This is a genomic window from Candidatus Dadabacteria bacterium (assembly GCA_009840385.1).
In the GTDB taxonomy this organism is placed as follows: Bacteria; Desulfobacterota_D; UBA1144; order Nemesobacterales; family Nemesobacteraceae; genus Nemesobacter; species Nemesobacter australis.
Map to the genome: position 1 here is coordinate 22,113 of VXNX01000011.1, position 23,017 is coordinate 45,129.

Here is a 23,017-nt window from a genome sequence, read left to right on the forward strand (position 1 = left end):
TGGATGCAGAGACAGCGAGTAATCTCTTGGGGACAGAATGATCAGCATTATTATCCCTACGGGGAGATGCTGAAACTCTTTACCACCTCATTAGATGTGAGTGTAAAGATAGCGGGCGGGACGTATGACGCGGGGAAAACATACGGACTCCTTGCTTACATGCACATGCTGGCATTGAAGTATGCGGGTGCGCGGATGACATTCGTGCATCGGAGTTTGAACCGTGTGTATCGGAACATCGTCCCGACGTATATAAAGTTTCTGGGGTATACGCCTCCGAGTCGTGATGATAATCCGATGGGTCGGGAAGTCACACGGTTTGGGGGGGAGCGTCCAGAGTTTTTCGAGTATGGAAATGGTACTCGGATCTACATGAACGGGTTAGACAAGCCGCAGAACCTGTTATCCGATTTCTTTGATGCGGGCTTTGTCAATCAAGCCGAGCTTTTACCTTTCGCGGCGTGGGACGAATTGACGGCGCGTGTTTCCGAACGCGCGGGAATCATGCCGGTTGCGTATCTGTTTGGCGATTGTAACCCAAGCGTGCCGAATCACTGGATCCGCCAGCAAGCGAAGGAAGGGAAACTTAAGTTTTATCGGATGTCGTTCTTAGACAACCCTGAGATTATCGAGCAAGGTTCACCAGAATTATCCGAGTTCAAAATAGAATTTAGAAACAACCCGGATCCGAAACTTCTCAAGAAGATCGAACACTTGTTCACCCGATCGGGCGAACGGCGTGTAGAGAAGCTCAAGAATCTCGAAGGATTGCGTTTCAAACGGGGGTTCCTCGGACTCTGGGCATCGGGTGAGGATTTAGTCTTTGAAGGGTTTGACCCTGAGGTCCACATCCTCGATAAAACGATTGCATCGATCATGCCGAATTGGCCGCGCTATCTGAGTGTCGATTGGGGGTATCGGGATGCGGCGAGCGTGATTTGGTGGGCGCACGCTCCGGATGATAGACTCTATGCCTATAAGGAGATATACAAAACGGGACTGATAAAACCCGACTTGATCCAGTTGATAACAGACAACTGTGATAGAGAAGAGAAGAAGAAGATTCGGTATGCCGCGGTAGACTCTGCCGACCAGGACGGCGTGGCGCAGTTGGAGCTCGCTGGCTTTCGGGTGAACGAACCGCCCAAAGACAGAGTTGCCCAGATTCAATCCGTGCAGAAACGGTTGAAAATTGACGAGACCGGTCAACCGGCGATTTTTTTCTTACGGGATCGGCTGGTGCATCCCCCAGATGAAAACCTGAAAGAAAAATATCTACCTGTTGAGGTCACTGATGAGTTTTTGAGTTTGAGTTACAGCGAGAAACGGACGGGTAACCCGCAAAAGGACGATGCCGACACAGACGGCGAAAAGCATGGCATCGATGGCACAAGTTATCTGGTGCGGACCCTGCAAAAAGGCCCCCGTAGCATCGGCAGCGGGCGAGTTATCCATGGTAGCGTGAAGATGCGATAAAGGAGGTAAGTCAATGAGTAGGCTTTTGTATTCAATCTTATGGGGAGTTGTGTTCCTGTTGATGGCGTTCACGTTGGTGTTGTGCCATCAATGTGTATTTGGTGAGAGTCCACTTTTTATAGATGCATACAACTGTATTCTCTCGGATGCCGACGTGCAGGTCTACGATGGCGACACGATCAAAGATGTTCGGGTGTTATTGCTGGAGCAGGACTTTGAGAAATGGCAACTCGGTGAGTATTGGCCCGGGGTGCATATCACCGAGCGAGGGGTTGAGATCCAAACAGACATCCGTATTGCTGGCATCGATACCCCCGAGAAACGAACATCCACAAAAAACGCGGATGGGAGTCCCCGATCGCAAGCAAGTCGCCAGCGAGAAAAAGCCGCAGCGGCTGCGAGTCGTCAGGCACTGATACTTATGTTGAAATCCAATGGTAACCACTTTTCCATCTCCGATCCGATACATGGGAAATATGCGGGTCGGACGGTTGCAGATGTTCACGTCAATGAGGTAGACGTTGCCACTTACCTGATTCAAAAAGGGCACGCCAAATTTTACGACGGTGGGACGAAACCGGAGTGGAACTGGGGGGACTAACATGTTTGGAGATACACCGACGTGGGCAGTGCTTTTAGACCTGCTCTTATTTGTAAATGCGTTGCTGATTTCTTGCTTGTTGACACCTCGATATAGAAATGAAGACCGAAATCGAGGGCATGAAGCACGAGCGCCGAGAGCATATCCGGGAGGAACGCGAAAAATGAAATACCTCTTTATATCCTGCTACATCCTTGTCTTAAACACTTTTGCTTTTGGACATACCATCACGCCGCCTGCCGAGATAATTCCCAAGTCCCCTCGCTTAGAGGAACATGGTGAACGCGAAAACGAGGATGGCGAAAATCTCCACTTTCATGCTTGGTGTTACGACACCATACAAGGCAACGGGAATCAAGCGGGTTGGTGGCCGGCATGGTACCCGGTAGAATACGGGCAACCGCCTCATAGCGTCGCTGTGGATCCACCCGTTGTTGTCGTTGAACCGCCTGTTGTCGTTGAACCGCCTGTTGTTGTCGAACCGCCGGAAACCGAAACGCACACGGTTTCCCCACAGACCCCGGATCCCGTCGTCTCTGTATCTCCGAAAAGTCAAGCAGATACCGGCGTCGGGTCATCTCGGTTACCGGTAGCGTCTTCACGTGTGGTAGAGGTCTCCGATGTCCCTGGGGAGGGCGCGGTCCCTGGTGTCGGTATCGTCCGAGAAAGCGATATTGTTTTGACGCAGGTGATGTTTCATGACTGGACATCTGCGGGTGGCGGTGGACTTCCGCAGTGGTTTGAACTCCACAATCGCGGGGGTGATGGGACTGTGAAAGGCTTTCAGTTGACATTCTTCCCCAAAGGTGGGGGCAAAGTCATAATTGTACTCAAAGACTGCCCATTGGCATCCGGCGAGACGATGATTGTCGCGCGTCAGCGTGTCGGGCATCGCCTGGGGCATTTGTGGGGTCATTCTGAAGGTGTTGAAAAGGTGTATATCGATGCGGATATACTGAACTTAAAAAATAACTGGGTGCTCACGGATCCCGCTGGCAAAGAAATCTATAGACGGACTGCGCATTGGAATCACGGCTGGGGAAAACATGAGCGGGGTCCTTTTGGGAAAGGTGCGTATCGCAAAGCCGTTGATGTGATACCGAGTGAGCCTTATACCGGAGATGCGCCTATCTACTACGGCAATCGTTGGGATGCGGGCAATCCGCCTGGCTATCATGTCGATGTCGCGCCGAAAGCACCGCATCTCGTGAGACCGAAACGGGTACTGCTTTGGGGGGCATTGAAAAAGTCGGAAAAATAGCGAATGAACCTACAACGCACTTTAAAGACCTTCAACAAACGGGTTTTCGGTAGGGACCCAAAAGCGATTGCGAAGCACCGTAACACACGGGCATTGAGTGGCGGTCGCGTCTCGATGCAGGATCCGCATCGGCAGCACACGATGTATCATGTTGCGCCGCCGGAACGGTCGCGAAGTGTATGGCAGCTGAAAAACTGGACAGAAGAAGAACTGCTACATCTACCGGTCGATCAGTTCATGAAACTCGTCACGAGCATCAGCCCGGAGGTCAAAAAAGCATACGATGATTTCTTGCGGAACGCGAACGAATCTTGGGGTTACCAAGTAAAGCCGAAGGGTGCCACCCCGGTTATCGATGCTTTCTTTGACAGGCTTGCGGCGAAACATCATGACCCGGACGTGTTGATTGACAGAGTGTTTGCCGGCATCTACAAAGGCGGTGCTATTTTTTGGGAGTTAGAACTCAACGAAGCGGCGGACATGGCGATGGACATTGCGGTGATGGATCCATACGTAGCGCGTTTCAACCGTCACGGAAACCACGACTGGGAGCTCGGTCAATGGCAGCAGGGGAAATGGGTATCCCTACAGGACGATCCGACGGTGATGTATGTGCCGTTCAATGCGGGCCCGAATGAACCCTTCGGCAGGTCTATGTTGGAATCGGCACCGTTAGACGTGATTCGGATGTTAGGGGTGATGCACGATTTTCGGAGGGTCTTGGAATCACAAGGCTGGGCACGCGCAGGGTTTAAGGTGGATTCGGAAAAGTTGCGAGACTTCATGCCAGCGGATGTTAGGGGTGATGTTGATAAGGAAGACGAATTCATCCAGGACTTCCTTGCGGGTATCAACCAGCGGTACTCAAGTTTAAAGCCGAACGAAGGGTATGCGTATTTAGACATCGTGGAAGTCGAAATGCCGAAGGGCGGGCAGATGCAGACGTCGTTCTTCGGGCTGGTCGATGGACTGATGCGGTTATATGACCGTCGGGTTGGGAGAGCAACAGGTTCAACCCCGATTAAGCAACACAGTAACGAATCCGTCGCGGAATCTCACGCGACAGAACAAAGAAAAGATTACCGGATCAATATATCCAGTATTCAATCTACGGTAGCGGGGGTTTTTTCAACCCTTTTGGGATATGTGCTACGGGCTGAGGGTCGGCAAGGGAAAGTCATGTTCTATTTTGAGAATACTCCTGATCCCATGGATATCCGACAGATAGCAGAAGCGGAGGGTGTCAAGATCGATAACCTCAAGAAACTTAAGGAGCTGCAGGATATAGAGGGTATTGACGACAAGGACTATCAAGACGCTCTTGAGAAGTTCAAATCGGAAAAAAACAGGCACTCGGCGGGACTCCGGACGTATGGAAGTTTAGACTGGATGCAAGTCAGAGAGGGCATCGTCAATTAACGATGCGGCATCGCAGGTCTGATTGTCAAACAGGTATTCCTGTTCGGCGTTTGACAGCATCCGTCAAAAAAAGAGGGCGTGGACAGAGTTAAATCAACGATTGAAAGGAGGTTAATTATGGAAGATATAAGGCTGTTCCCTGTTACGATTGGCACCCGTGCGATGCATGCGGATTTGCCCGAAGAGGATGATGATCGATATTGGGTTCGCATCACGGCAAGTAATGACAAATTGGACCGCCACAACTCGATTATGGATCCCAAGACCACTCTCAAAAACTTTGAGAAAGATGCGAAAACGAAGCCTGGGATTGCTCTCAAAGATCATCATGCGTGGCGATCGTTCGGGTATGGACGGTCGGCAAATGCGATGTTGAATGACAAGAACGAGTTGCTGATCGATTTCTTCATTCTCAAGAACATGGAATACGACGGCGGCAGTCGTGAGTTCCGAACTTCTGAGAAATTGATCAGGGCAATTGAACACGAGTTAATCAACCAGGTCTCTATCGGATTCTACGATGCCCGTGAGATCTGTAATTTATGTAACCTTCCCATCCGCCGGTACTCTTATTGGGATTGGGAACCCGAACGTGAGGGGCAATGCACTCACAAGATGGGTAAGAAGTACGAAAACAAAGATGGCAAAATGGAGACTGCCACCTATACTATTTTTGATGCTCGGCTCAAGGAGGTCTCCCTCGTTGAGTTTGGGTCTAACCGACACACTTCCATCGAGAAACAGCGATTCCTCATGTACGGGTGGGGTGACCCCACCACTTACGGGTTAGGTAACCCAATGCCTACCGACATGCCTGATGAGGCTGCTGCTCAGATGCGAAGATTTATGGAGGAATTTACAGTGACAGATCATGAGTGGATTGAGAAGTTGCGCGATGCGCTAAAAGTCCCGGGTATCCGTTCGACGGACGAACCCGATGACGTTGTGAAGGCACTGGAGACCGAGGTATCGACCCTTCGCACGACCGTTTCAACCCAGAAAGACGAGATCGCGGATCTCACGAACGCCTCACAGGATGTGGACACGGCGCGTCAGCAGCTCGTCACGACGTTGCGAGAGGATTTGGATCTCAAGGACGTGCGTTCGACAGATGAGCCGGAGACGGTCTTAGAAAAAGTGACCAGTGAGGTGACGAGTCTCCGCGAGAAGGTCGAAACGCAGAAAGACGAGATCGCGGATCTGACGAAAGCTGCCGAGGACGGCGAGGCGTATCGCGAAGCGCGTGTTGAAGAGGCGATCAAGCAGGGTAACCGTGCGTATGGTGACGAATTCGATGAGGAGTATCACCGCGAGTATTACGGCGACATGCCGTTAGAGAAACTCGAAGATCATATCGCACACAACAAGAAGAAAGGGGATGCGGCGTTACCGGCGGGCAGAAGATCGACCGACGCCCATGAACCGCCCCCAGAGCGAACGAAACGGACCCCGCGTCAACGGAAGCGGAAATGGCGGTAAGAGGAAGAAAGTTTTGAAGTGTACTAAAGTTTGATAGTTGCGAAGTTGAAAGCATCTCTTGAAACTTTAGGCACTTACGAACACTTTACCCGACTTTACAAAGGAGGAATTTCAACGATGGCTTTAAAGGAACACCCGCATGTAGTGGCGACGAGTATCCTGCATGATAAGAAGACGATCACATACGACATAACCGCCAAGCACCGTAGCACGGCAGTTGGCAAAGTCTATAAGATCAATGCCGAGGGCAGAGCCGAATTACCCGCGGATGGCGAAGCGTTCGATGGCGTTATCATCGCTGTTGACGGCACACAGATCACCGGTGCGTACCTGTTCGGTGGGTTGCGTGTCCCGCTTGCGAATAACGCGACCGTCAAGCGTGGCGATAAATTGGTTGCAGGACTTGGGCCGAGCAGTGCGAAGGGCTTCGTGAAAGCCGTGAGTGCACCTGCGGCGTTACCGGCGGACTTAACCGGTGTTACCGCTGGGGATGTTGGCAATGCTGCGGATATCACAACGGCTGAAAATGCAGGACGCACCCAGATTAACAGCGTCTCGGCAACGGTTGCAGATCTCATTGACGCTTTAAAGGGCAAAGGCTCGGTGCTGGAATTTGACACGACACACGCCCTGATCACAATGCCGGGCTAAAGAAGTTTCGAAGTGTACTAAAGCAGGAAAAAGTTTTGAAGTGTACTAAAGTTTGCAAGTTCGGAAGTTCGAAGAAACGGGAGAAGTTTCGAAGTGTACTAAAGCAGGAAAAGTTTTGAAGTGTACTAAAGTTTGCAAGTTCGGAAGTTCGAACTTATGTTTGGAACATCCAAGTGCCTCTTGCAACTTTACAGACTTTAGGCACTTTAGGAGACTTTGAAACTTTCTTTTTCTCTTGCAACTTTACAGACTTTACAACCTTAGAACACTTTAGGAGACTTTCTTAACTTACGAACACTTTACCAGACTTTACACAGTTTACACAGGAGGAAGAACGAATGTCTTTAATGACGACACGAGAAATCGTAGAAAGGTATGGGAATCCATCGCAGCGTGCTGGGCTTGTCGAGCAAGCGGCGGATGCGGGCATGCCGTTTTCTGCGTATATTGATTCCCAATATGACCCGGAGAAAGACGGCGAGTTGGGTGCGGATGACGAACGGCTTTCAGCGTTTGAGGTTGTGCTTGACGACTTGGAGATGACCACTGTCTGTAATCCTGCTGCGGGTGTCTGGCCGACTCGCTGTGAGGACGTGATTGGGGATCCTGGGAAAGAGTTAGCACTCAAAGAGATGTGTTTGAACGCGTATCGGAGTACGGTGTATCGTCCGCAGATCGAAGCGGCGGCACGGAAAGCCGAAAGACGTGCGCGTTGGGAACGCGCTGGCACTTTCCAAGATGTGCATGATACCCCGCCTGGCTCAACGATCACCCCTTACTACGATGCGGCGGCACACTGGGACGAAGACGTGGAAGTGGATATCGCGCTTGAAGAATTGACGACGCGCATGGCAGAGACGAGCAAGAAAGACTACCGTGCCACGATCCTTGAGTATGATGAAAACGCCTTCCGTGAAGAGCAGCGGACCCCTGGTGCGGATCCTCCGATGGCGACCTTTGATACCTCTGAGCGCCCCATCCAGCCGAAAAAACGGATGTTAGCGATTCCGTTCACATACGAACACCTCCGGGAAGTCGAGTTCATTGACAAAGCGATGGAGCACGTTGAGGAGATCGCTGTCCAGCGGATCATGGCGAAAGTGGATGAAGGGCTTGAGACGATGTTTCATGGTGCGGGTGGTGACGACCTCGGTGGCACGCTGATTCGGCTGCAGGAGTTGGACAAAGAGGCGACGGATACGATGACCCCGAAAGCGTGGCTCTCGATCCAGAAGAAGTTCAAACGTTCCTATATGTTGACTTCAGCGATCGGGTATGACCCGGATATCACGGATCTCCAGTTGGCAAAAGTTGCTGGCACGAATGTGATGCTGGTGAACATGAACGAGCGTCCCAACGCTGTCATGAGCGGGTATGGCGGAAGTTTCTCCGTGATGAACCAGTTGGCACAGGGGGTTCGTGTCGGGTGGCACGACTACCTTCAGAATCGGATTCAGGCTGGGTCTGGGGGCGCTGCTACGAAGCACAATGCGTTTGTTGTGTATGACAAGCGGAAAGCGGTCGAGTACGTTTCCCAAATGAACACAGACATCATCGAGACGACGCGGGACATGCTCAAGCAGGTCGAATACATCGTCTGCTCCGAGATCTGGGGCTGGATTTCGTATCAGCCGAAGAAAGCGATCTACATCGTCGTGTTGGGCGAAACAGGTGCCAAGGCACTGAAGGTTTTAGAATAGTTACCAGTTTTCAGTTACCAGTTGTCAGTCAGTAAAGGGCGAGGTGATCTCGCCCCTACGACACCTGACGAGGCTTATGGAGTTCTTTATGCCGGCGACGATACTGACTTCCCAACATTACGATGCGGTGCGTGGGCTGATTGCCCCGGATGTCACTGCGGATCATATCTCCGATGCGTATCTATCGCAGCAGCCCTTCGCGCCGGACGCTGAACGCGAGGTGCGTAAACGCTTACGATCGGAGAACATTGATGCCGACGCATTGACAGGTGAGGCGTTAGCGGTGGCTCGGTTAGCGATGATACACCAGGCCGCTTCGGAGTTATGCGTCGTCGCTGCCCAAATCCTTCAGTCAGACCAGATTGAAATTGGCACGCGTGTCCAAGAAATTAACTGGAAAGAGAAGCGTGCGTTTCATCAGGCGAAGGTCACCGAGAAGGTTTCGGATGTCGTTATAGAAGTGCAAGCGGCGTCTCCAGTGGTCTCTCAAACAAAACGGCGGCTTCCGTTTGGTGCGGCCGGGCGGGAGCGGCGCGAGGTCGGGGAACCGAGGTATCCGTATCGGCGCGTTCCTACCTACAATGATTAGATACGGGCGAGGCGACCTCGCCCCTACGGGATATATAGATGCGTTTTCGGATTCCCCCACACCATAGGGAAATGGTGACAATCGTGCGAAAATCGGCGTATGAAGCCACGGATGAGACGCCGGTTGCAGAGGATGTGACCTGCATGATCCAACCGCTTACTTCTGGGATTCCGCAACGGGAGGCGACGCAGCTCCGGTCGAATGTGGCAGTGCAACAAACGGAGGCAATCGCGTTGCTCTCGAAACCGAACCCGGATATTGCGAAAGGCGATTTCTTGGTGCGTTCTGATGCGAGTGAGTTCCGTGTGGTGGACGTTTTGCAGGTGAAAGGCAGCTTTGTCCAAAGATTATATCTCAGAGGGCAGGGAGTCTTGTAGAGCCGCTAAAACAGGTCTTGCTGTCAGAAACCTTAGAGAAAAAGAAAAAGAGGACGCTGAACATGATTCACATTCATTTTGACGCACTCCTGAGAACAGAGGCTTTCGTTGAGAGGGTCGAAACGCGGTTGACAGATGCGACGCGGTTCTGGACAGATTTCCTTGCGCCCTTTATTTGGGACGAGATCGACGATATTTTCGACAGTGAAGGTAATGGTCGATGGGCGGGACTGGATCCGTTGTATGCGGCACGGAAAGGCGTTACGCATCCGGGGAAAGGGATTTTGGAGCGTGAAGGCAGCTATCGGGATGCGGCGACACATCCGAATCGTCCGGGTTCTATTGCGGAATACAGTGCGCAGGAATTGGTCCTGGGTGTGAGTGGCGGATATTTCGAGTCGCGGTTCGGTGCGAATTACCCTGCGTTGCATGAGGAAGGGAATGACGAAACGAATCTATCGGCGCGTCCTGTTTACGAACTCATTGCGGCGGGTGAACGATTTGAGGAACGGGTTGGTCAACTCGGCGATAAGTATCTCCAAGAGGAAATCGCCGCTGCAGAGAGAGGCAACCGATGAAGGTTTCCTGAAATTAATGCGTCACTCAAACAAATATTCTTGTTCGGCGTTCGACATATTGGGAATGTCTCTACAGAGGAATTCAGAGCGACGTTTGAGGGTATAATCGTGAATTTCATACCAAAACCGAGACAGAGCAATGATATAGCACCATTCGGCTTTTTGCCGTTTGCGTTTGCGGGCGTGGCTTGGGTTGTTCTCGCCGAGGAAATGATGCGTTCCGTCCTTAAGTCGTTTTTTGTTAGTCGCATCCCGTTTTATTTTCGCACGCCGCTGAACTTCACTAAATTAGAAAGGAGTTTGAGATGAATGAAATGGAACATCAACTTGTGGATAAAACGCTTGAGAGTATCCATGCCCTTGATGTCAAGATCGTTGAGCTGCAAGGTGAAATTCGTGCGATGCGTGAGCATAATGACGACCAGCACAAGGCACTTGCTGAGAAGTTAGACCGCTCCATCGAGACGGATACGAAGCGATTAGATGCCCATTCAAAAGAACTGGATAGCCACCGAGAGGAACTCGCGGCACTCAAGGAATGGAAAAAGGCTTTTGAAGAAAGCGTGCGAAACAGATTTGCGCTCTTCCAAAGTATTTCGGCAATCGGCTCGGTTATCGTCGCATACCTATTAAGTAAGTTTTTTTAAGGGAAACCCGCTCATGGCAAGAAAAACAGACGAACTTGATTCAACGGTAACGAATATTGGGATATTTGTATATGCAACGTTGCTGACCGGGGCGTTATTTGTTGGTGATTTTTGGTTTGAAAAAATCTACCTTACCCCAACGCTTGTTGGTATTCTGATCGGTGCGCCACTTGGCTGGATCGGGAGCAGTGTTACCTATTTCTTTCAGCGAAAACAACAACCGAATGGAGGTAAGCAAAGTGAGAGCTAATGAATTCCAGATAAAGCAACTGAAGTTTCTTGAAAGCATTGATATGCGGCTCAAGGAGATCGTGGAAAAGACTTCTGTTGGTCCGACAATCGCCCTTGCTGGTGAAAACTCGTTCGCGGAGGACGCGGACCTGATTCAAGTCTCTGGCATGGAAGCCCCGTGGGTATTGAAAATGCTTCAATGGGACGGTAAAAGCGAAGTCTATGATGAGGAGGAGCTGAAAGGTTTTCTCGGCTTCAACCCGAATGATGATGACCCCGACGGCTTGTCTTGGTGTGCCGGGTTTCTGAAACGGATTCTTGAGGAATGCGGGATCGACACACAAGGTCTTGATTTATCTGCGATGTCTTTCGCGAACTTCGGATCCGACTGCGAGGAAGTCAACGGTGCGATCTTGGTGTTCCAGCCGAAACAGGGGTCAAGATACCGTGTCAGTCACGTTGGTGTGAAAGTGGACGACGACAAGCTTTTTGGCGGGAATCAAGGCGACAGCGTGAAAAGAAGCAATCTCGCGTGGTATAAACAGAACGCTGAATTGGTAGCCTGTCGGTGTCCGAAGGGTTACGAGTTGGTTTAAATTAAATGAAAAAGTTCAGTTGATTTATGGCACTGCGATCCATGCCGGAGGCACAAAATGGCGGCACATAAACACCGACGGGCGCAGATCATTGATGCCTTATATGATCTCTGTGAACCGCTGCGTGCGGATTCAGACGCGTCTTATGGTGACGCGTTTCCGCTTCAGGTCAAGACGGTTCAGAAACGGTATCGGCATTGGACAGTTTTGGAGCAGCAGGGCGCGATTCCGGCTTTACTCTTGAATTTTGATGAGGTGCTCCGCAAACGCGATGGGGGTGCGAATACAGAATTTGCGGCATTGGGAGAGACAGAAGAGTATCTCCCGATCGCGCTTGATGTAGTGTTGAAGGAGTCGCCGGTCACGCCGAGGGCACTGACAGATCAGGTATCGGATGCGATTTATACGATTGAAAGCCTCATCAACGGCACACCGGATTTAGATGTCGAGGGTGTCTATCGGACCCGCATTGCGGAAGTGCACACAAGTGCAGGACGGATAACTGCGCTTCAGGGCACACCTTTCGAAATTGCGAGGTTCCGGATAATTGTGACGCATATCTATCCGTCAAATCAGAGCGTATAGTTTTATCAATTTGGGTTGGGGTATGAGGTTTATTCAATTCTTCATCTTCAGTCCCCACCCTCTACAGGAGGAGAAAGACAATGGCAGTTGAAAGGCGCCAGGCCGAGAGAACGTCATTTATCATTGCGCGTGAAAATGAAAGCACAGGTAGCCCTGTTACGGATCGGACCCAAGCCGTGCAGCGCCGGTATGTCATCACGGCGTGGAACCACGACGAGGATTCAGAGAAGCAATCGAGCGATGCGCTGCGTGCGGGGCGTGCAGATGTCTTCGGAGAGGATGGCTACCTCTGGGGCTCGGGCAACGTAGAGATAGAGATACCTTCAGAATCGGGGTTTTTGGATATTATTCAAGGCGTGCTGGCGGATCCGAACCCTGTGAGTGTTAAGATTCCCGACAAAACCCTGGTCCCGAAGAAGACGAATCTGAGTGATGTCGTCGCAGATAATTATTTCACGAATGCTGCGGATATTACGGTAAAGGCTGTAGATGAAGATGATTTAGCAGTCAAGACGGTAAACGTCGTTGACGGTCAAAACCTATCTGGAGCAGGTGCCAAGACGATAGTGGACAACTTAAGCGGCTACGCGGAAGCGTTGACGCTGACGGTTACGCCGAACGGTTCTGCGGCGTTGACGGATACCAACACGCCGGGGACGGTCGTAATCACGTATACCGATGCCGATGATCAGACGGGGATGTTGTCGTTATCCTTCGCGAATGCCGCGAAAACCGATCCGCAGACGACGGAACTCCCTGCGGGAGCGACGATTACAAAGGTGACCACGACCGGCTGGAATGCCGGTACTTTTGACATCACAACCCGCGTCGTAAAGAAAATGATTGCGAATGGCTTGAGTGGATATTCACGAGCGTTGACGTTGACGGTTACGCCGAACGGTTCTGCGGCGTTGACGGATGACAACACGCCGGGGACGGTCGTAATCACGTATACCGATGCCGATGATCAGACGGGGATGTTGTCGTTGAGTTTCGCGAATGCCGCGAAAACCGATCCACAGACGACGGAACTCCCTGCGGGAGCGACGATTACAGAGGTGACCACAACCGGCTGGAAGGCAGGGAAATTCTCCATCACGATGCCGTCGATTGCTGCGAATTTAGCGCGGAATCCTGAACCGAATCGTCCGGGTCGGCTTCGCGTGAAATACACAGGGGGTCTCACCGACCATACACTTCTGATCAGAGGGGTGCGGCGTGTGGGACTCGCTTCCAACGACACACTTCCGTTGAGAGAAGAAATCTCACTGGGTTCGGATGTCCTCTCTGAGAAGCATTTCCACAAGATCAGTAAGGTTATCATCAAGGATGCGAACGGTGCTGTTGTTGGTAGTCCCTCCGGGAAGATAGAGATGATAGCGGAACCGGGGGGTTATGAGACGACGTTAAAGACGGTGAATGACGAGTTCCCAGGGTGGACATTGGAGCCTGAAGTTGGCGGTGAGCCGTGGTTGGTCACGAGAGGGGTCCCGATCGGGGCTGAAATTGAGGTCGGTGAAAGTATCGGCGCGACGATTGATATACTCTCCAACCGTGTGGACAAACGCCGGACGATCGAAGGTGGCGATGAGGAGCAGTTTATCCCAACGGCAGTACAACATCCGGACGAGTTTCCGTTTGTGGGGCGGCGGTTCTTTTCGGGGTATGGCAGATTTTTGGAGATTGACGGTGAGCCCGTTATTTGTGATAGTGCGCCGATTTCCATCGCTCATAATTATGATTTTGCGCAAGGCAAGCTACCGGGACGTTTCCGACGGAGTACCGAACCGACAGCGCGGCGGAATGTAACCTCGAGTGTCCAGACGAAGTATGAATCGGGGACCGCGGAAGAGGACATCTTCGTGAGATGGGACGAGAAATTTAGGAACAACGAATCGGTATCTGTGCGGATCGTGACGTATCAGTGGCTCGGAAACGGAAAACAACTCGCGATAATTTATGAAATGCCGAATTGTGAGATCACAAGTCCGGTACGTGTCCCCGTGACGGGGCCTGGATCCATCGACGTAAATATTGAATTAAAAGCCGTGCCCCTGGACGGTGCAACAGATGGGGAATTGGTGGTCACAATAATTTCTGATGACCAATGGATGGGTTAAGTATCTTGTGTCCAGTCACTTGGAAACGTGAGGGGCATATTTTCGGATTGTATTTTGGCTTTTCCGAAGTTCACGCGTTATCTTGGTTTTAGACCAGCCGGCGCGCAACAACCAGTCGATAAGGATTGTGAGTGCCTCTGGGCTCATGCCAAGTTTGACTTTAGAGTTTTTCCGACGGGTTTCTTCTGAATGTTTTCTGCCTTTATTGGCTCTTGATATTTTCTGTTTGGTTTCTTCTGAATGAGGTTTACCTTTATTCCACGCAGGGTTGCCTTTGAGTGCCTCAGACATCTTCTGTTTGGCTTCCTCTGAATGAGGTTTACCTTTATTCCATGCGGGTTTGCCCTTCAGTGCCTTAGATATTTTCTGACGAACTTCAGGGCGTTTTGTTGGGCTGTTTTCACCAGATATTTTCTGACGAACTTCAGGGCGTTTCATTGCGTTGTTTTCTGAAATTCTCCGGAGAGTTTCTTCTGAATGGGATTTGCCATAGTTAGGATTTTTTTTACCTGCGGTGACTTCAGATATTTTCTGACGAGTTTCTTCTGAATGCGTTTTGCCTATGTTTGCTTCAGAAAGTTTCCGACGGGTTCCTTCTGAATGGGGTTTACCTTTATTCCATGCGGGTTTGCCCTTCAGTGCCTCAGACATCTTCTGACGAGTTTCTTCTGAATGCGAACAGACACCGCCACCGCCTCTGTTCTGATTATAGCCATATGGTTTCATGGTATTGTGTTTCGCAATCTCTTCCCGCTCAAGGGTATCCAAGAATTCAGGGATGATACCATCATGGAGGATCTCAAACGTAAAAACATCTTCTCCGTATTTGTCAATATCGTCCTTAAGGGGTTTATTGCCCCTGCCACTCAGATGATTGCGTTTTCGAGTTTTCTCGGCATCATGGACAGTTTTACCGATGTATGCCATACCGCTGAGAGTGTTCGTAATTTTATAGATGGATCCCATACTATGTCAAGCTCCTGTAGGTTTGGGGGCCTCGCTTGACATTTCAAAAGGAAGTGTGTTAAAATGAGAGTGCCAAAGCAAGATTCCGATGTTTGCGCAAAAGTTGATTGTTTCTGGCAGCGGGGAGGGGTTACGTCCCCTTTCCACTACCTTCCTATAGTATACCATTTTCCCCACTATTTTGCAAGAGAAAAAATCACGAAGGCGCGGCGCACTTTAGCAGGTGATGCCTTATGCTGCACAGGCTAACAGCCTATGCTACAAGGAATCTATGAACAAAGATATTCAATCCCAATTAGATGCTCGAATCTCATCGCGAAGGGCTGCCCAGGTGGTAGAGGCCTCGGATTTGCCCACCTTTACGCCCGATATTTTTGACCACGACGAGCGGGAAACGGCTCTCGTAGAAGTGAATTTTCGTGAGATGTCGGCAAGGGTGGTAGAGGCCTCGGATGCCCCGAAAATCACGCGAGACGTTTTAGAGACGCTGGGGAAGCCCATCAAAACAGTAGAGCTTTTTTTTGAGGATTCATTCTTCCAAGTGTCAGTCCGTGATGGAATTCCGTTAGAACTCGAAATTCAGCAATTGCGCTTAATGACGGAGTACGCGGATAGGGAAAAGGATCCGGTCGTGAAAGAGGAACGGAATATAGAGCTCTCACGGTTGCTGCTCTCCGGCATGATAGTAGATCCCCAGTTTTCGTATCGAGGGCGGGGTGAAGGGATTCCGATTGAGACGCGGTCTCGCGTGATGCTGGATTCGTTTGCTGAGGCGTTTTCTGTGGTGAATCAACTCGAAACCGATGCGATCTATCAAGTGACCGTCCGTCGCGGGGTGCCTGCGGATGCCTTTGCGATCACGGGCGGAGAAACGTTTGAATTCTACCCGGTCGGGAAACAGAAGAAGTATTTAGAGATGTCGAGTGAAGAGTTGTCTGCGGAGATGGTACGGAATACGGCGAGGCGTCGTGCGTTAGTACCAGCGATGATTGTGGATCCGCAACTCTCGTATACGGAGGACATCGGGGTTGAAAACCCCTCCCATGGGTCGGATGAGAATGTGCCGTATCCCGTTGGCTTACTCTCTGAGAGATTCCTGCGCACATTCTTTGAGGCGCATCGTGTTGTCAATGTCCCAGCCGCGGGGGTGGCATCTCTTCGACGATTTCTACGAGCTTCTGGAGACACATCCACAAGCGAGAATTCGGATGGCGAACCAGTTCGCAATGTTCAAGGAACTGGGGACAACGCCCGCGGATGAAATGTGTCCGGGGCGTGATATAAATTACAAGCTTTCGTATAATAACTTGTTTTTTAGCGCATATTGTCAGGAAATCAACAAAAAACGGAAGAAATAGAAAGTGCCACAAACTGGAAAGTTTGTGCTACACGTAACCCCCGGGGCAGATGACCCGTCCACGCTACAAGGATTTACTATGCCTGCTGATGTACAAATTCGCTTCAGGGTCGACTCAAGGAAAGCCCGCAACGAGATCGAGCAACTCCAGGGTGAGGTGCGTGAACTGCGTCAACAATTGGGTCAGACGCAGGGTGCTGCGACGAACGCGGCGACGGGCGTTGACAAGCTGGGCGACGAGGCGCGTGAAACGGCGCGTGAAGTCGGGAGTCTTGGGAATCAGGTTCGGCGCACGGGCAGAGGTGCAACAGAACTCACGGGTGCGATCGGATTCGCGAACCGGGGGGTTGGTGTATTTACGCGTTCGCTGAGTGGCGCGGGGAGCGTGCTGGGGGCGTTAGGGTTTGCGGTGGCGACGCAGCAGATCGGTCGTTTCGGGATTGAAAGCATTCAAGCCGCGGGTCGGTTAGAGCAATACACACGGGCGATCACACAGATTGAAGGGAGTTCGGAAGCAGCAGAGAAACGGCTTGAGTCTCTGATTGAGATTGCGAATTTGCCGGGGTTGAACTTTGAATCGTTAACGCGTTACTCCAATAGACTCCGTGCGGCGGGGTTAGGTGCGGAGGACACGGACAAGATCCTGTTGACGGTCGGTCAGACGATTGTGTCGTTAGGTGGCAATGCGTCGACGGCTTCTCTGGCGATGGAGCAGCTGATCCAAGCAGTGCAACTGGGAAAAGTCGATTTCAGAGACTTTCGCACCATCGTGCAACAAATTCCTTCGTTTCTCGAAACATTGGCGGATGTTCACGGTGTAGAAGCGAACATCGAGGGCTTGCATGCGGCGTATCGGAGAGTTGGCGGGAGCATCCGGGATCTGTTGATCCCGACGTTTGACGAGTTATCAAGACGTTTTGAGGCACCACCCGCGGACAGTTATATCGTTGTAATGGACACACTCCAGAACTCGATACTGCTGACCCAAGCGGCAATTGGGGACCTGTTCCTCCCGACCGTTACGAATGCTGCGCGTGTGTTATCGGAATTCTTGGATGTGGTTCGTGTTGGCACGAAAGACGTTTCGACGTTGCCGGAACCGATACAGGAGATCGTTGCGGGTGCGCAGTCCTTGTTTGAGGCGTTGCTGGAGCTCGGGGGTGCGTTGACTCGGATACTGGGACCCCCTGTTGGTGCATTAGCGGGTTCACTTGGCGGATTGTTAGCCGAAGTCTTAGAACTTACGGGTGCGCTGGTGAATCTCTTGAATCCTTTGATACAGGGGACAGCGTATGCCGTAGGCGTGCTTGGGGCAGGAATAGCACAACTTTCGGAGCATCTGGCGGCTTTCATCAGCGGGGTAGCAGAGACTGTAGAGTTCATAAGTTTCTGGCGCGACGAGGGGGACCAAGCGTCCGAGTCGACGGATCGGTTGACGCAATCGGTGGCATCAGCGACGGCGGCACTCGGAGAGCATGCGACTGCAGGCGATGTGGGGCGTGCGAGACTCAAGGACTTACGAACTGAACTGGAGCAGACGACTGCGAATATCGCGAGGTATGAGGAAGAGCTGCGGAAAGCATCGGCAGCTGGTATCTCGAATCAGTCAACGGAACAGTTTGCGCGGCTGCTTGAAACGGCACGTGCGCGTGTCCCGGAATTGACAGCAGAGATCGAGAAACTGGAGATGGCGTTCGGGGGTGCATCGGCGGCGTTAGGTGAAAATGCGACGTTAGCACAGGAGCAGCAGGCGCGGCTTTCGGACTTACAGACAGAGCTTCGGAGTGCGAATGCGGAGATCGAACGGTATGAAGGGCTGCTCCAGAATGCGAAAGACACGGCAGTCGGTGAGACGAACCCTGCGATTCAGCAATATGAGCGTCAATTGGGTGCTGCGAAAGATCGCCAATCTGAACTCAACACGGAGATCGACAAGGCGACATCCCGGTTAGGCACACTGAAAGACGGGACGGATGCAACGACAGCCGCGACAGAAGAACAGGGAACAGCCGTCAAGACTGCCGCGGTTGCGTTCACAGAATATTTGGGTGTGATTTCAGCGGCGCAGCGGCATATCCAGGAATTTGAGAATCTCAACCAAGAATTAGAAGGTTTCGACGATTTCTGGCGAGTTGCGGCGGGTGAAGTCGGTGAATACACGACAGCGGTCGACTTAGCGACGGTTTCGGTGGTCGACCATCAAGCCGAGTTAGAAGCGTTGCACACGGCTGGGTTCTTTGATGGGTTAGACGATCCGCTTGCGGCGTATGTTGCTGAGTTGGAAGCGACATCGGTTGCGGCGGACGCCGCGCTTGGTCCTTTAAACCAAGTCAGCGAGACCGTCAAGACAGGGACTGCGGATTTTCGGCAAGCGGAGGCACGGCTTTACGATTACAGTGATGCCCTGGATACGTCAAAAAGAAGTCATATCGACTTTACGGATATCGTAGACAGAGAGACAACCCCTGCTGTTGAGGACTTGACGACTGCGCTGGATGAAACGAAACAGGGTGCGGAACTCACCGAGCGTGCTTTTGAGAGTTTAGATACAGTCGTGGCTGAAGTTGCAGACGGCACGGCGGATGCGGGTGACAAGTTCCGAGATTTAGAAGACCCGATCGGAGAGGCGATTGATGCGTTAGGTAAACTTGCGACGGCGTTTGCGGATGTTGCGTTTGATTCCGGGAGTGCGTTATCGGATGTTGCGGAGAACGTCGAGAGTCTCGCAAAGTTTGCGCAAGGCGACATTTCCCAAGCCGTGCTACTCCCCTACAACATTTTCAGACAAGGCGAAGAAGCGAGGCAGGCGCGCAGAGACTTTGAAGCGAGCAACCGGGACGCTTTCGAGGACAATCAGGCAGAATTGGCGAACGTCAGGCATTTTGCGCGGGGGGTTCGATCGGCGCAAGAGACGGCTGGCGGGACTACGAACTTCGATGGACAGATTATCCAGTCGCTTTTGGAGCAACTGATCGGCATTACGGATATAGATGTCATCGAAACACATCTTCGGAACATCTTTGACCCGATCGCCACGCAATTGCAGCAAGCGATGAACGCCGCGGTATCGGATTATGAAGACGCGCTTGCCACGGGTGAGAATGTCGACCATTTCAGGAACAGGGCACTGCATGCGACGAACCAATTTTTCGATGCGCAGCAGGAAGCGATGAACATCTTCAATGCGCTGTTCGGCACCCAACAATTTGATGTCATCCAGGAGCTCAACGACGCGCGGAACGAGCAACTAAACACCATCCGTCAGCTCCAAAGCGAGGGACAAAGCGGTGAGTTGACTGCGCGTCAGATCGCTGAAGCCACTGGCACGGACAGACAAGCGATAGAAGATGTCGCTCGTGCGCAGTATGGTGAAACGGCGTATGAGGCGGAAGTCGCAGCAGCCCAAGGGACGGGCGTTGCGGATGTTGTTGCGGATGTTGTTGCGGATGTCGGCGCGGTGGTTGAAGAGACAGTAGCATCGGCGACCGAGGCACTCGAAAACATTTTCAGGCTTTCACCGGAGCAGCGGCAGGTGTTAGCACCCCTTGAGGAAACCGTCGCGATCGCCCAAGGCGTTGTGGATGACCTCGATGCCACCAGCACGCCCCAAGAGATTACCGATGCCTACACGGATTTAGCGACTGCGCAGGCGGCAGTCCAGACGCAAATCGTTGCTTTCATCACGAACGCGACGCACATCACGGAAGACGCGAGACAACGGGCGTTGACCCTATCAGGTCAGCAGTTCGGGAACGAGATTGAAGATGCCAACGGCGAACTCTTAGATGCTTTGGAAGCCGTTGGATTCCAGTTAGTGACGGCGATCCGAAACATGTCGGGCATCCTTTCAGGGGCGGCACTCCAGGTGCAACGGATTCCTGAAGAGATTGTTGACGTTCAGGCACCTGAGCAGGCGGTTGTGGAGTCGATTGGAGACGGGTTTCCAACGGAAACACCCCAAGTTCTCGAACAGGAACCCCCGACAGAGGTTTTCCGATTCTCGGCACAACAGCGAGACATCCTTCGCACATTGCAAGGCGATATTACGTCCGCAGAGAACGCCATCCGTTTATTAGGCGAAGACAGCACGGCGGAAACCATCACATCGGCGTATACGCGACTCGGTGCGGCAGAAACCGCGTATCGGGATCAGCAGTTAGCGTTCATAGAAGCGGGTGTGGGTATCTTTACGGAGGATGCGTTAGCGAATGCGCGGACAAGGTATACCAACGAGTTCACCGATCGACTTTTTGATGCGAATCTGCGGTTGGTTTCCAATCTCGAGGATATCGGTTTTGCGTTAGAGAACGCATTTACAGAGGCTTCAGGATTTCTACAAGGCACGGCATTAGCCGTCCGTCGAATCCCGGTCCCTGAAGTCCCGACGGAAGACCCCACAGAAGACCCCACATCAACAGAAACCCCTACAGCAGAGGTCGCACCGCCACGCACGCGTCTTGAAGATACCCCTGAATCGAATCTATTGGAAAACGCGGTTGCCCGGGCGCGTTTCAATCTGACAGGTGCGACGACGGAACGAGGCTTTGAAGATGCGAGGCGTTCACTGATCCGTGCGATCGATGCTTTCTATGACAATGAGCTGAAACGTATCAATGAATTAGCGTTATCAGAGACAGAACTGGAAAACTTACGCCAAGACAACCAGTTGCTGCGTGAACAAGCGTTGCGTAGAGCGACGACTGCCCAGAACCAGTTTACGCGGGATCGGCTCCGGGACGAAGAGAGTGCGCAAGCCGAGATAGAGCGACTCCGCGAGGATGCGATCGCACGTGAGGCACGTCGGCAAGATGAGATTGAAGAGGTGCGCGACGCGCAGATAGAGAACGAGGCAGACCGTTTAGACGCGATTGAGAAATTGAACGAAGATCACAAGGACCGTCTTCTTGCGTTGGAAGAACAGTTCCATGAAGACCTTGACGACTTACAACGGGATCGGAATCAGACGGCAGAGGACATCCACCGGGAATATCAGCGCGATCTCCAAGATTTACAAACAGAGACGGCGCGGCGGTTGTTCGATACGGAGTTCGGTGAGTTGTCAGGGGCGCAACAGCAGCAAGTGGAGTCAGATAGCACGTATCAGCGGGAACTTTTTGATTTGAACCGTCAGCTGCATCGGGATGTCCAGGACTTCCAAACGGAGTTCGGTATCCTGACCCCGGGGAGTTCAGGATACGACTTCTATCGGCAAGAGTTAGAAAGCGGTGCGTTGACGGATGAGAACTTTATTGAACGGGTGTTTGGACGGCGCGGACTGGATGAGTATCTACAGAACCAGCGATCGGTCGCGGATTTGGAAGAACAGACGGCTGAACGGACTGCGGACATCGAAGCAGAGGCACAAGCGACGGCGATGGCACTGCGCGAGGCACTCGCGCCGCTCTTGCAACCTGAATCGGAGACGGTGCGGATATCTTCAGATGCCGCGGTTGCGTCAAAAGATGCAGCGACAGCCGCAAACGATGCGGCGATTGCGTCAAGAGATGCAGCGACGGCAGCAAACGCAGCCGTTGGGACGTTGCCGGATATTGTTGAACCCTTGGGGCGTATTGAGACGGTCTCGGAGACATTCAGTAATATTGTAGATGCGATCGGGGCACCTGCGGCGGATTTAAGGGCAACGGTGGAAGGGCTGTCTGATCTGGATTTGGCGGAACTGACGCGTGCGGTCGGCAATTTCAATCTGCTCAGCGAAGGGTTGAAAGAGACGTTTGAATTCGTGTTTAGTCTGGCAAGTGAGGGTGTAGGGTTGGGACCGGATGGGGCAGCCCTCAAGGATGTGCTTGCGAATGCGTTGGACGGCGACACGTTAGGCATCACGCTTTCACCGGAAACGGAATCGACGCTCGCCGCAGCGGTTTCGCAAGGCACTGCGGAAGGAAACCTGGATATGGGAGACCTAACGGTAGACCCGTCAGAATTGACAGCGAAAATCGAAGACGCGGTATCTATGTTTTCGGAGCCCGCGCCTCCGTCGGGGTTGACTGCGGATACGATCAGTGTGTCGGGGAACACGGTGCATGTGTCGGGGGGGCGAGGGGACCTCGCCTCTACGGGTGGGCCTGCCGCTGCGTCCCCGCAAACGATTGAGATTACGGTGCCTGTGACGTTGAACGACAATATTCTGTTGGAGCAACAGTCTCGGACGGAGCAGTTGACGGCTCGCGTTAATATTTAATTTTACCTTGCGGTTCGTTCAGGAGGGTTTGATAGATGAAGTGCCTCTCCGTAGATCCGCTCTCCATTACATTACGAGCTACGCGCTTTGGTTATTCTCAGGAAACGGGCGAGGCGACCTCGCCCCTACGAGAACAGGAGACTTACAGTCAAGAAAGGACGCAAACTATAAAGTTTGCGCTACGA

The 23,017-nt window shown here is 52.1% G+C and carries 17 protein-coding genes and 1 pseudogene; 16 read left to right on the forward strand and 2 right to left on the reverse strand.

Annotated elements, in window-relative coordinates:
- Positions 1-66: 66 nt before the first annotated feature.
- Positions 67-1,476 carry a hypothetical protein gene (locus F4X55_04330; GenBank protein ID MYC40224.1) on the forward strand — a complete coding sequence of 470 codons (1,410 nt, stop codon included), beginning with the start codon at positions 67-69 and terminating at the stop codon, positions 1,474-1,476.
- A 13-nt stretch (positions 1,477-1,489) separates the two neighbouring features.
- Positions 1,490-2,077: a hypothetical protein gene (locus F4X55_04335; protein MYC40225.1), complete on the forward strand. Its 588-nt coding sequence runs from the start codon at positions 1,490-1,492 to the stop codon at positions 2,075-2,077.
- Positions 2,078-2,494: 417 nt separating this feature from the next.
- Here the strand turns inward: F4X55_04335 and F4X55_04340 are convergent.
- Positions 2,495-2,572 (reverse strand): annotated as a pseudogene (locus F4X55_04340) (PEP-CTERM sorting domain-containing protein).
- 196 nt (positions 2,573-2,768) lie between these two features.
- On the opposite strand from F4X55_04340, the gene F4X55_04345 reads away from it, so the two are divergent.
- The 12 genes from F4X55_04345 (at position 2,769) to F4X55_04400 (ending at position 14,310) form a co-directional block, all read left to right on the forward strand.
- The gene (locus tag F4X55_04345; protein ID MYC40226.1) at positions 2,769-3,338 is read left to right on the forward strand and encodes a hypothetical protein; all 570 of its coding nucleotides are present in this window, start codon (positions 2,769-2,771) and stop codon (positions 3,336-3,338) included.
- Positions 3,339-3,341: 3 nt separating this feature from the next.
- On the forward strand, positions 3,342-4,757 hold the full coding sequence (locus F4X55_04350) for a hypothetical protein (GenBank protein ID MYC40227.1): 1,416 nt from the start codon (positions 3,342-3,344) through the stop codon (positions 4,755-4,757).
- Positions 4,758-4,874: 117 nt separating this feature from the next.
- A complete protein-coding gene (locus F4X55_04355) occupies positions 4,875-6,236 on the forward strand; it encodes a methyl-accepting chemotaxis protein (GenBank protein MYC40228.1) in 1,362 nt (453 codons plus the stop codon).
- A gap of 117 nt (positions 6,237-6,353) precedes the next feature.
- Positions 6,354-6,887 carry a hypothetical protein gene (locus F4X55_04360; protein MYC40229.1) on the forward strand — a complete coding sequence of 178 codons (534 nt, stop codon included), beginning with the start codon at positions 6,354-6,356 and terminating at the stop codon, positions 6,885-6,887.
- 338 nt (positions 6,888-7,225) lie between these two features.
- Positions 7,226-8,587: a hypothetical protein gene (locus F4X55_04365; GenBank protein MYC40230.1), complete on the forward strand. Its 1,362-nt coding sequence runs from the start codon at positions 7,226-7,228 to the stop codon at positions 8,585-8,587.
- Positions 8,588-8,675: 88 nt separating this feature from the next.
- Positions 8,676-9,176, forward strand: a complete 501-nt coding sequence (locus F4X55_04370; GenBank protein ID MYC40231.1) for a hypothetical protein — start codon at positions 8,676-8,678, stop codon at positions 9,174-9,176.
- 394 nt (positions 9,177-9,570) lie between these two features.
- Complete coding sequence (locus tag F4X55_04375; GenBank protein MYC40232.1) at positions 9,571-10,131, forward strand: hypothetical protein; 561 nt, start codon at positions 9,571-9,573, stop codon at positions 10,129-10,131.
- A gap of 305 nt (positions 10,132-10,436) precedes the next feature.
- A complete protein-coding gene (locus F4X55_04380; protein MYC40233.1) occupies positions 10,437-10,778 on the forward strand; it encodes a hypothetical protein in 342 nt (113 codons plus the stop codon).
- 13 nt (positions 10,779-10,791) lie between these two features.
- Positions 10,792-11,028 (forward strand): hypothetical protein, encoded by a 237-nt coding sequence (locus F4X55_04385; protein MYC40234.1) that lies wholly within the window; start codon positions 10,792-10,794, stop codon positions 11,026-11,028.
- Entirely contained in the window at positions 11,018-11,605 is a 588-nt protein-coding gene (locus F4X55_04390; GenBank protein ID MYC40235.1) for a hypothetical protein, read from the forward strand. Before F4X55_04385 ends, F4X55_04390 begins: the two co-directional genes overlap by 11 nt.
- A 57-nt stretch (positions 11,606-11,662) precedes the next feature.
- Positions 11,663-12,190: a hypothetical protein gene (locus F4X55_04395; GenBank protein ID MYC40236.1), complete on the forward strand. Its 528-nt coding sequence runs from the start codon at positions 11,663-11,665 to the stop codon at positions 12,188-12,190.
- Between the two features lie 80 nt (positions 12,191-12,270).
- Positions 12,271-14,310 carry a hypothetical protein gene (locus F4X55_04400; protein ID MYC40237.1) on the forward strand — a complete coding sequence of 680 codons (2,040 nt, stop codon included), beginning with the start codon at positions 12,271-12,273 and terminating at the stop codon, positions 14,308-14,310.
- A 15-nt stretch (positions 14,311-14,325) separates the two neighbouring features.
- On the opposite strand, the gene F4X55_04405 is transcribed toward F4X55_04400, so the two are convergent.
- Entirely contained in the window at positions 14,326-15,276 is a 951-nt protein-coding gene (locus F4X55_04405) for a hypothetical protein (GenBank protein MYC40238.1), read from the reverse strand.
- Positions 15,277-15,547: 271 nt separating this feature from the next.
- Between F4X55_04405 and F4X55_04410 the strand changes: the two genes are divergently transcribed.
- Both F4X55_04410 and F4X55_04415 read left to right on the forward strand, forming a co-directional pair.
- Positions 15,548-16,537: a hypothetical protein gene (locus tag F4X55_04410; protein MYC40239.1), complete on the forward strand. Its 990-nt coding sequence runs from the start codon at positions 15,548-15,550 to the stop codon at positions 16,535-16,537.
- Between the two features lie 175 nt (positions 16,538-16,712).
- Positions 16,713-22,832, forward strand: a complete 6,120-nt coding sequence (locus F4X55_04415) for a tape measure protein (GenBank protein ID MYC40240.1) — start codon at positions 16,713-16,715, stop codon at positions 22,830-22,832.
- The last annotated feature ends 185 nt before the right edge of the window (positions 22,833-23,017 follow it).

Bases quoted from the DNA above. Each gene is read 5' to 3' on its own strand.
- F4X55_04405 (MYC40238.1), bottom strand. From the start codon at position 15,276: ATGGGATCCATCTATAAAATTACGAACACTCTCAGCGGTATGGCATAC.
- F4X55_04335 (MYC40225.1), top strand. From the start codon at position 1,490: ATGAGTAGGCTTTTGTATTCAATCTTATGGGGAGTTGTGTTCCTGTTG.
- F4X55_04415 (MYC40240.1), top strand. From the start codon at position 16,713: ATGCCTGCTGATGTACAAATTCGCTTCAGGGTCGACTCAAGGAAAGCC.
- F4X55_04360 (MYC40229.1), top strand. From the start codon at position 6,354: ATGGCTTTAAAGGAACACCCGCATGTAGTGGCGACGAGTATCCTGCAT.
- F4X55_04400 (MYC40237.1), top strand. From the start codon at position 12,271: ATGGCAGTTGAAAGGCGCCAGGCCGAGAGAACGTCATTTATCATTGCG.
- F4X55_04355 (MYC40228.1), top strand. From the start codon at position 4,875: ATGGAAGATATAAGGCTGTTCCCTGTTACGATTGGCACCCGTGCGATG.
- F4X55_04345 (MYC40226.1), top strand. From the start codon at position 2,769: ATGTTTCATGACTGGACATCTGCGGGTGGCGGTGGACTTCCGCAGTGG.
- F4X55_04380 (MYC40233.1), top strand. From the start codon at position 10,437: ATGAATGAAATGGAACATCAACTTGTGGATAAAACGCTTGAGAGTATC.
- F4X55_04410 (MYC40239.1), top strand. From the start codon at position 15,548: ATGAACAAAGATATTCAATCCCAATTAGATGCTCGAATCTCATCGCGA.
- F4X55_04365 (MYC40230.1), top strand. From the start codon at position 7,226: ATGTCTTTAATGACGACACGAGAAATCGTAGAAAGGTATGGGAATCCA.
- F4X55_04350 (MYC40227.1), top strand. From the start codon at position 3,342: ATGAACCTACAACGCACTTTAAAGACCTTCAACAAACGGGTTTTCGGT.
- F4X55_04395 (MYC40236.1), top strand. From the start codon at position 11,663: ATGGCGGCACATAAACACCGACGGGCGCAGATCATTGATGCCTTATAT.
- F4X55_04385 (MYC40234.1), top strand. From the start codon at position 10,792: ATGGCAAGAAAAACAGACGAACTTGATTCAACGGTAACGAATATTGGG.
- F4X55_04330 (MYC40224.1), top strand. From the start codon at position 67: ATGCTGAAACTCTTTACCACCTCATTAGATGTGAGTGTAAAGATAGCG.
- F4X55_04370 (MYC40231.1), top strand. From the start codon at position 8,676: ATGCCGGCGACGATACTGACTTCCCAACATTACGATGCGGTGCGTGGG.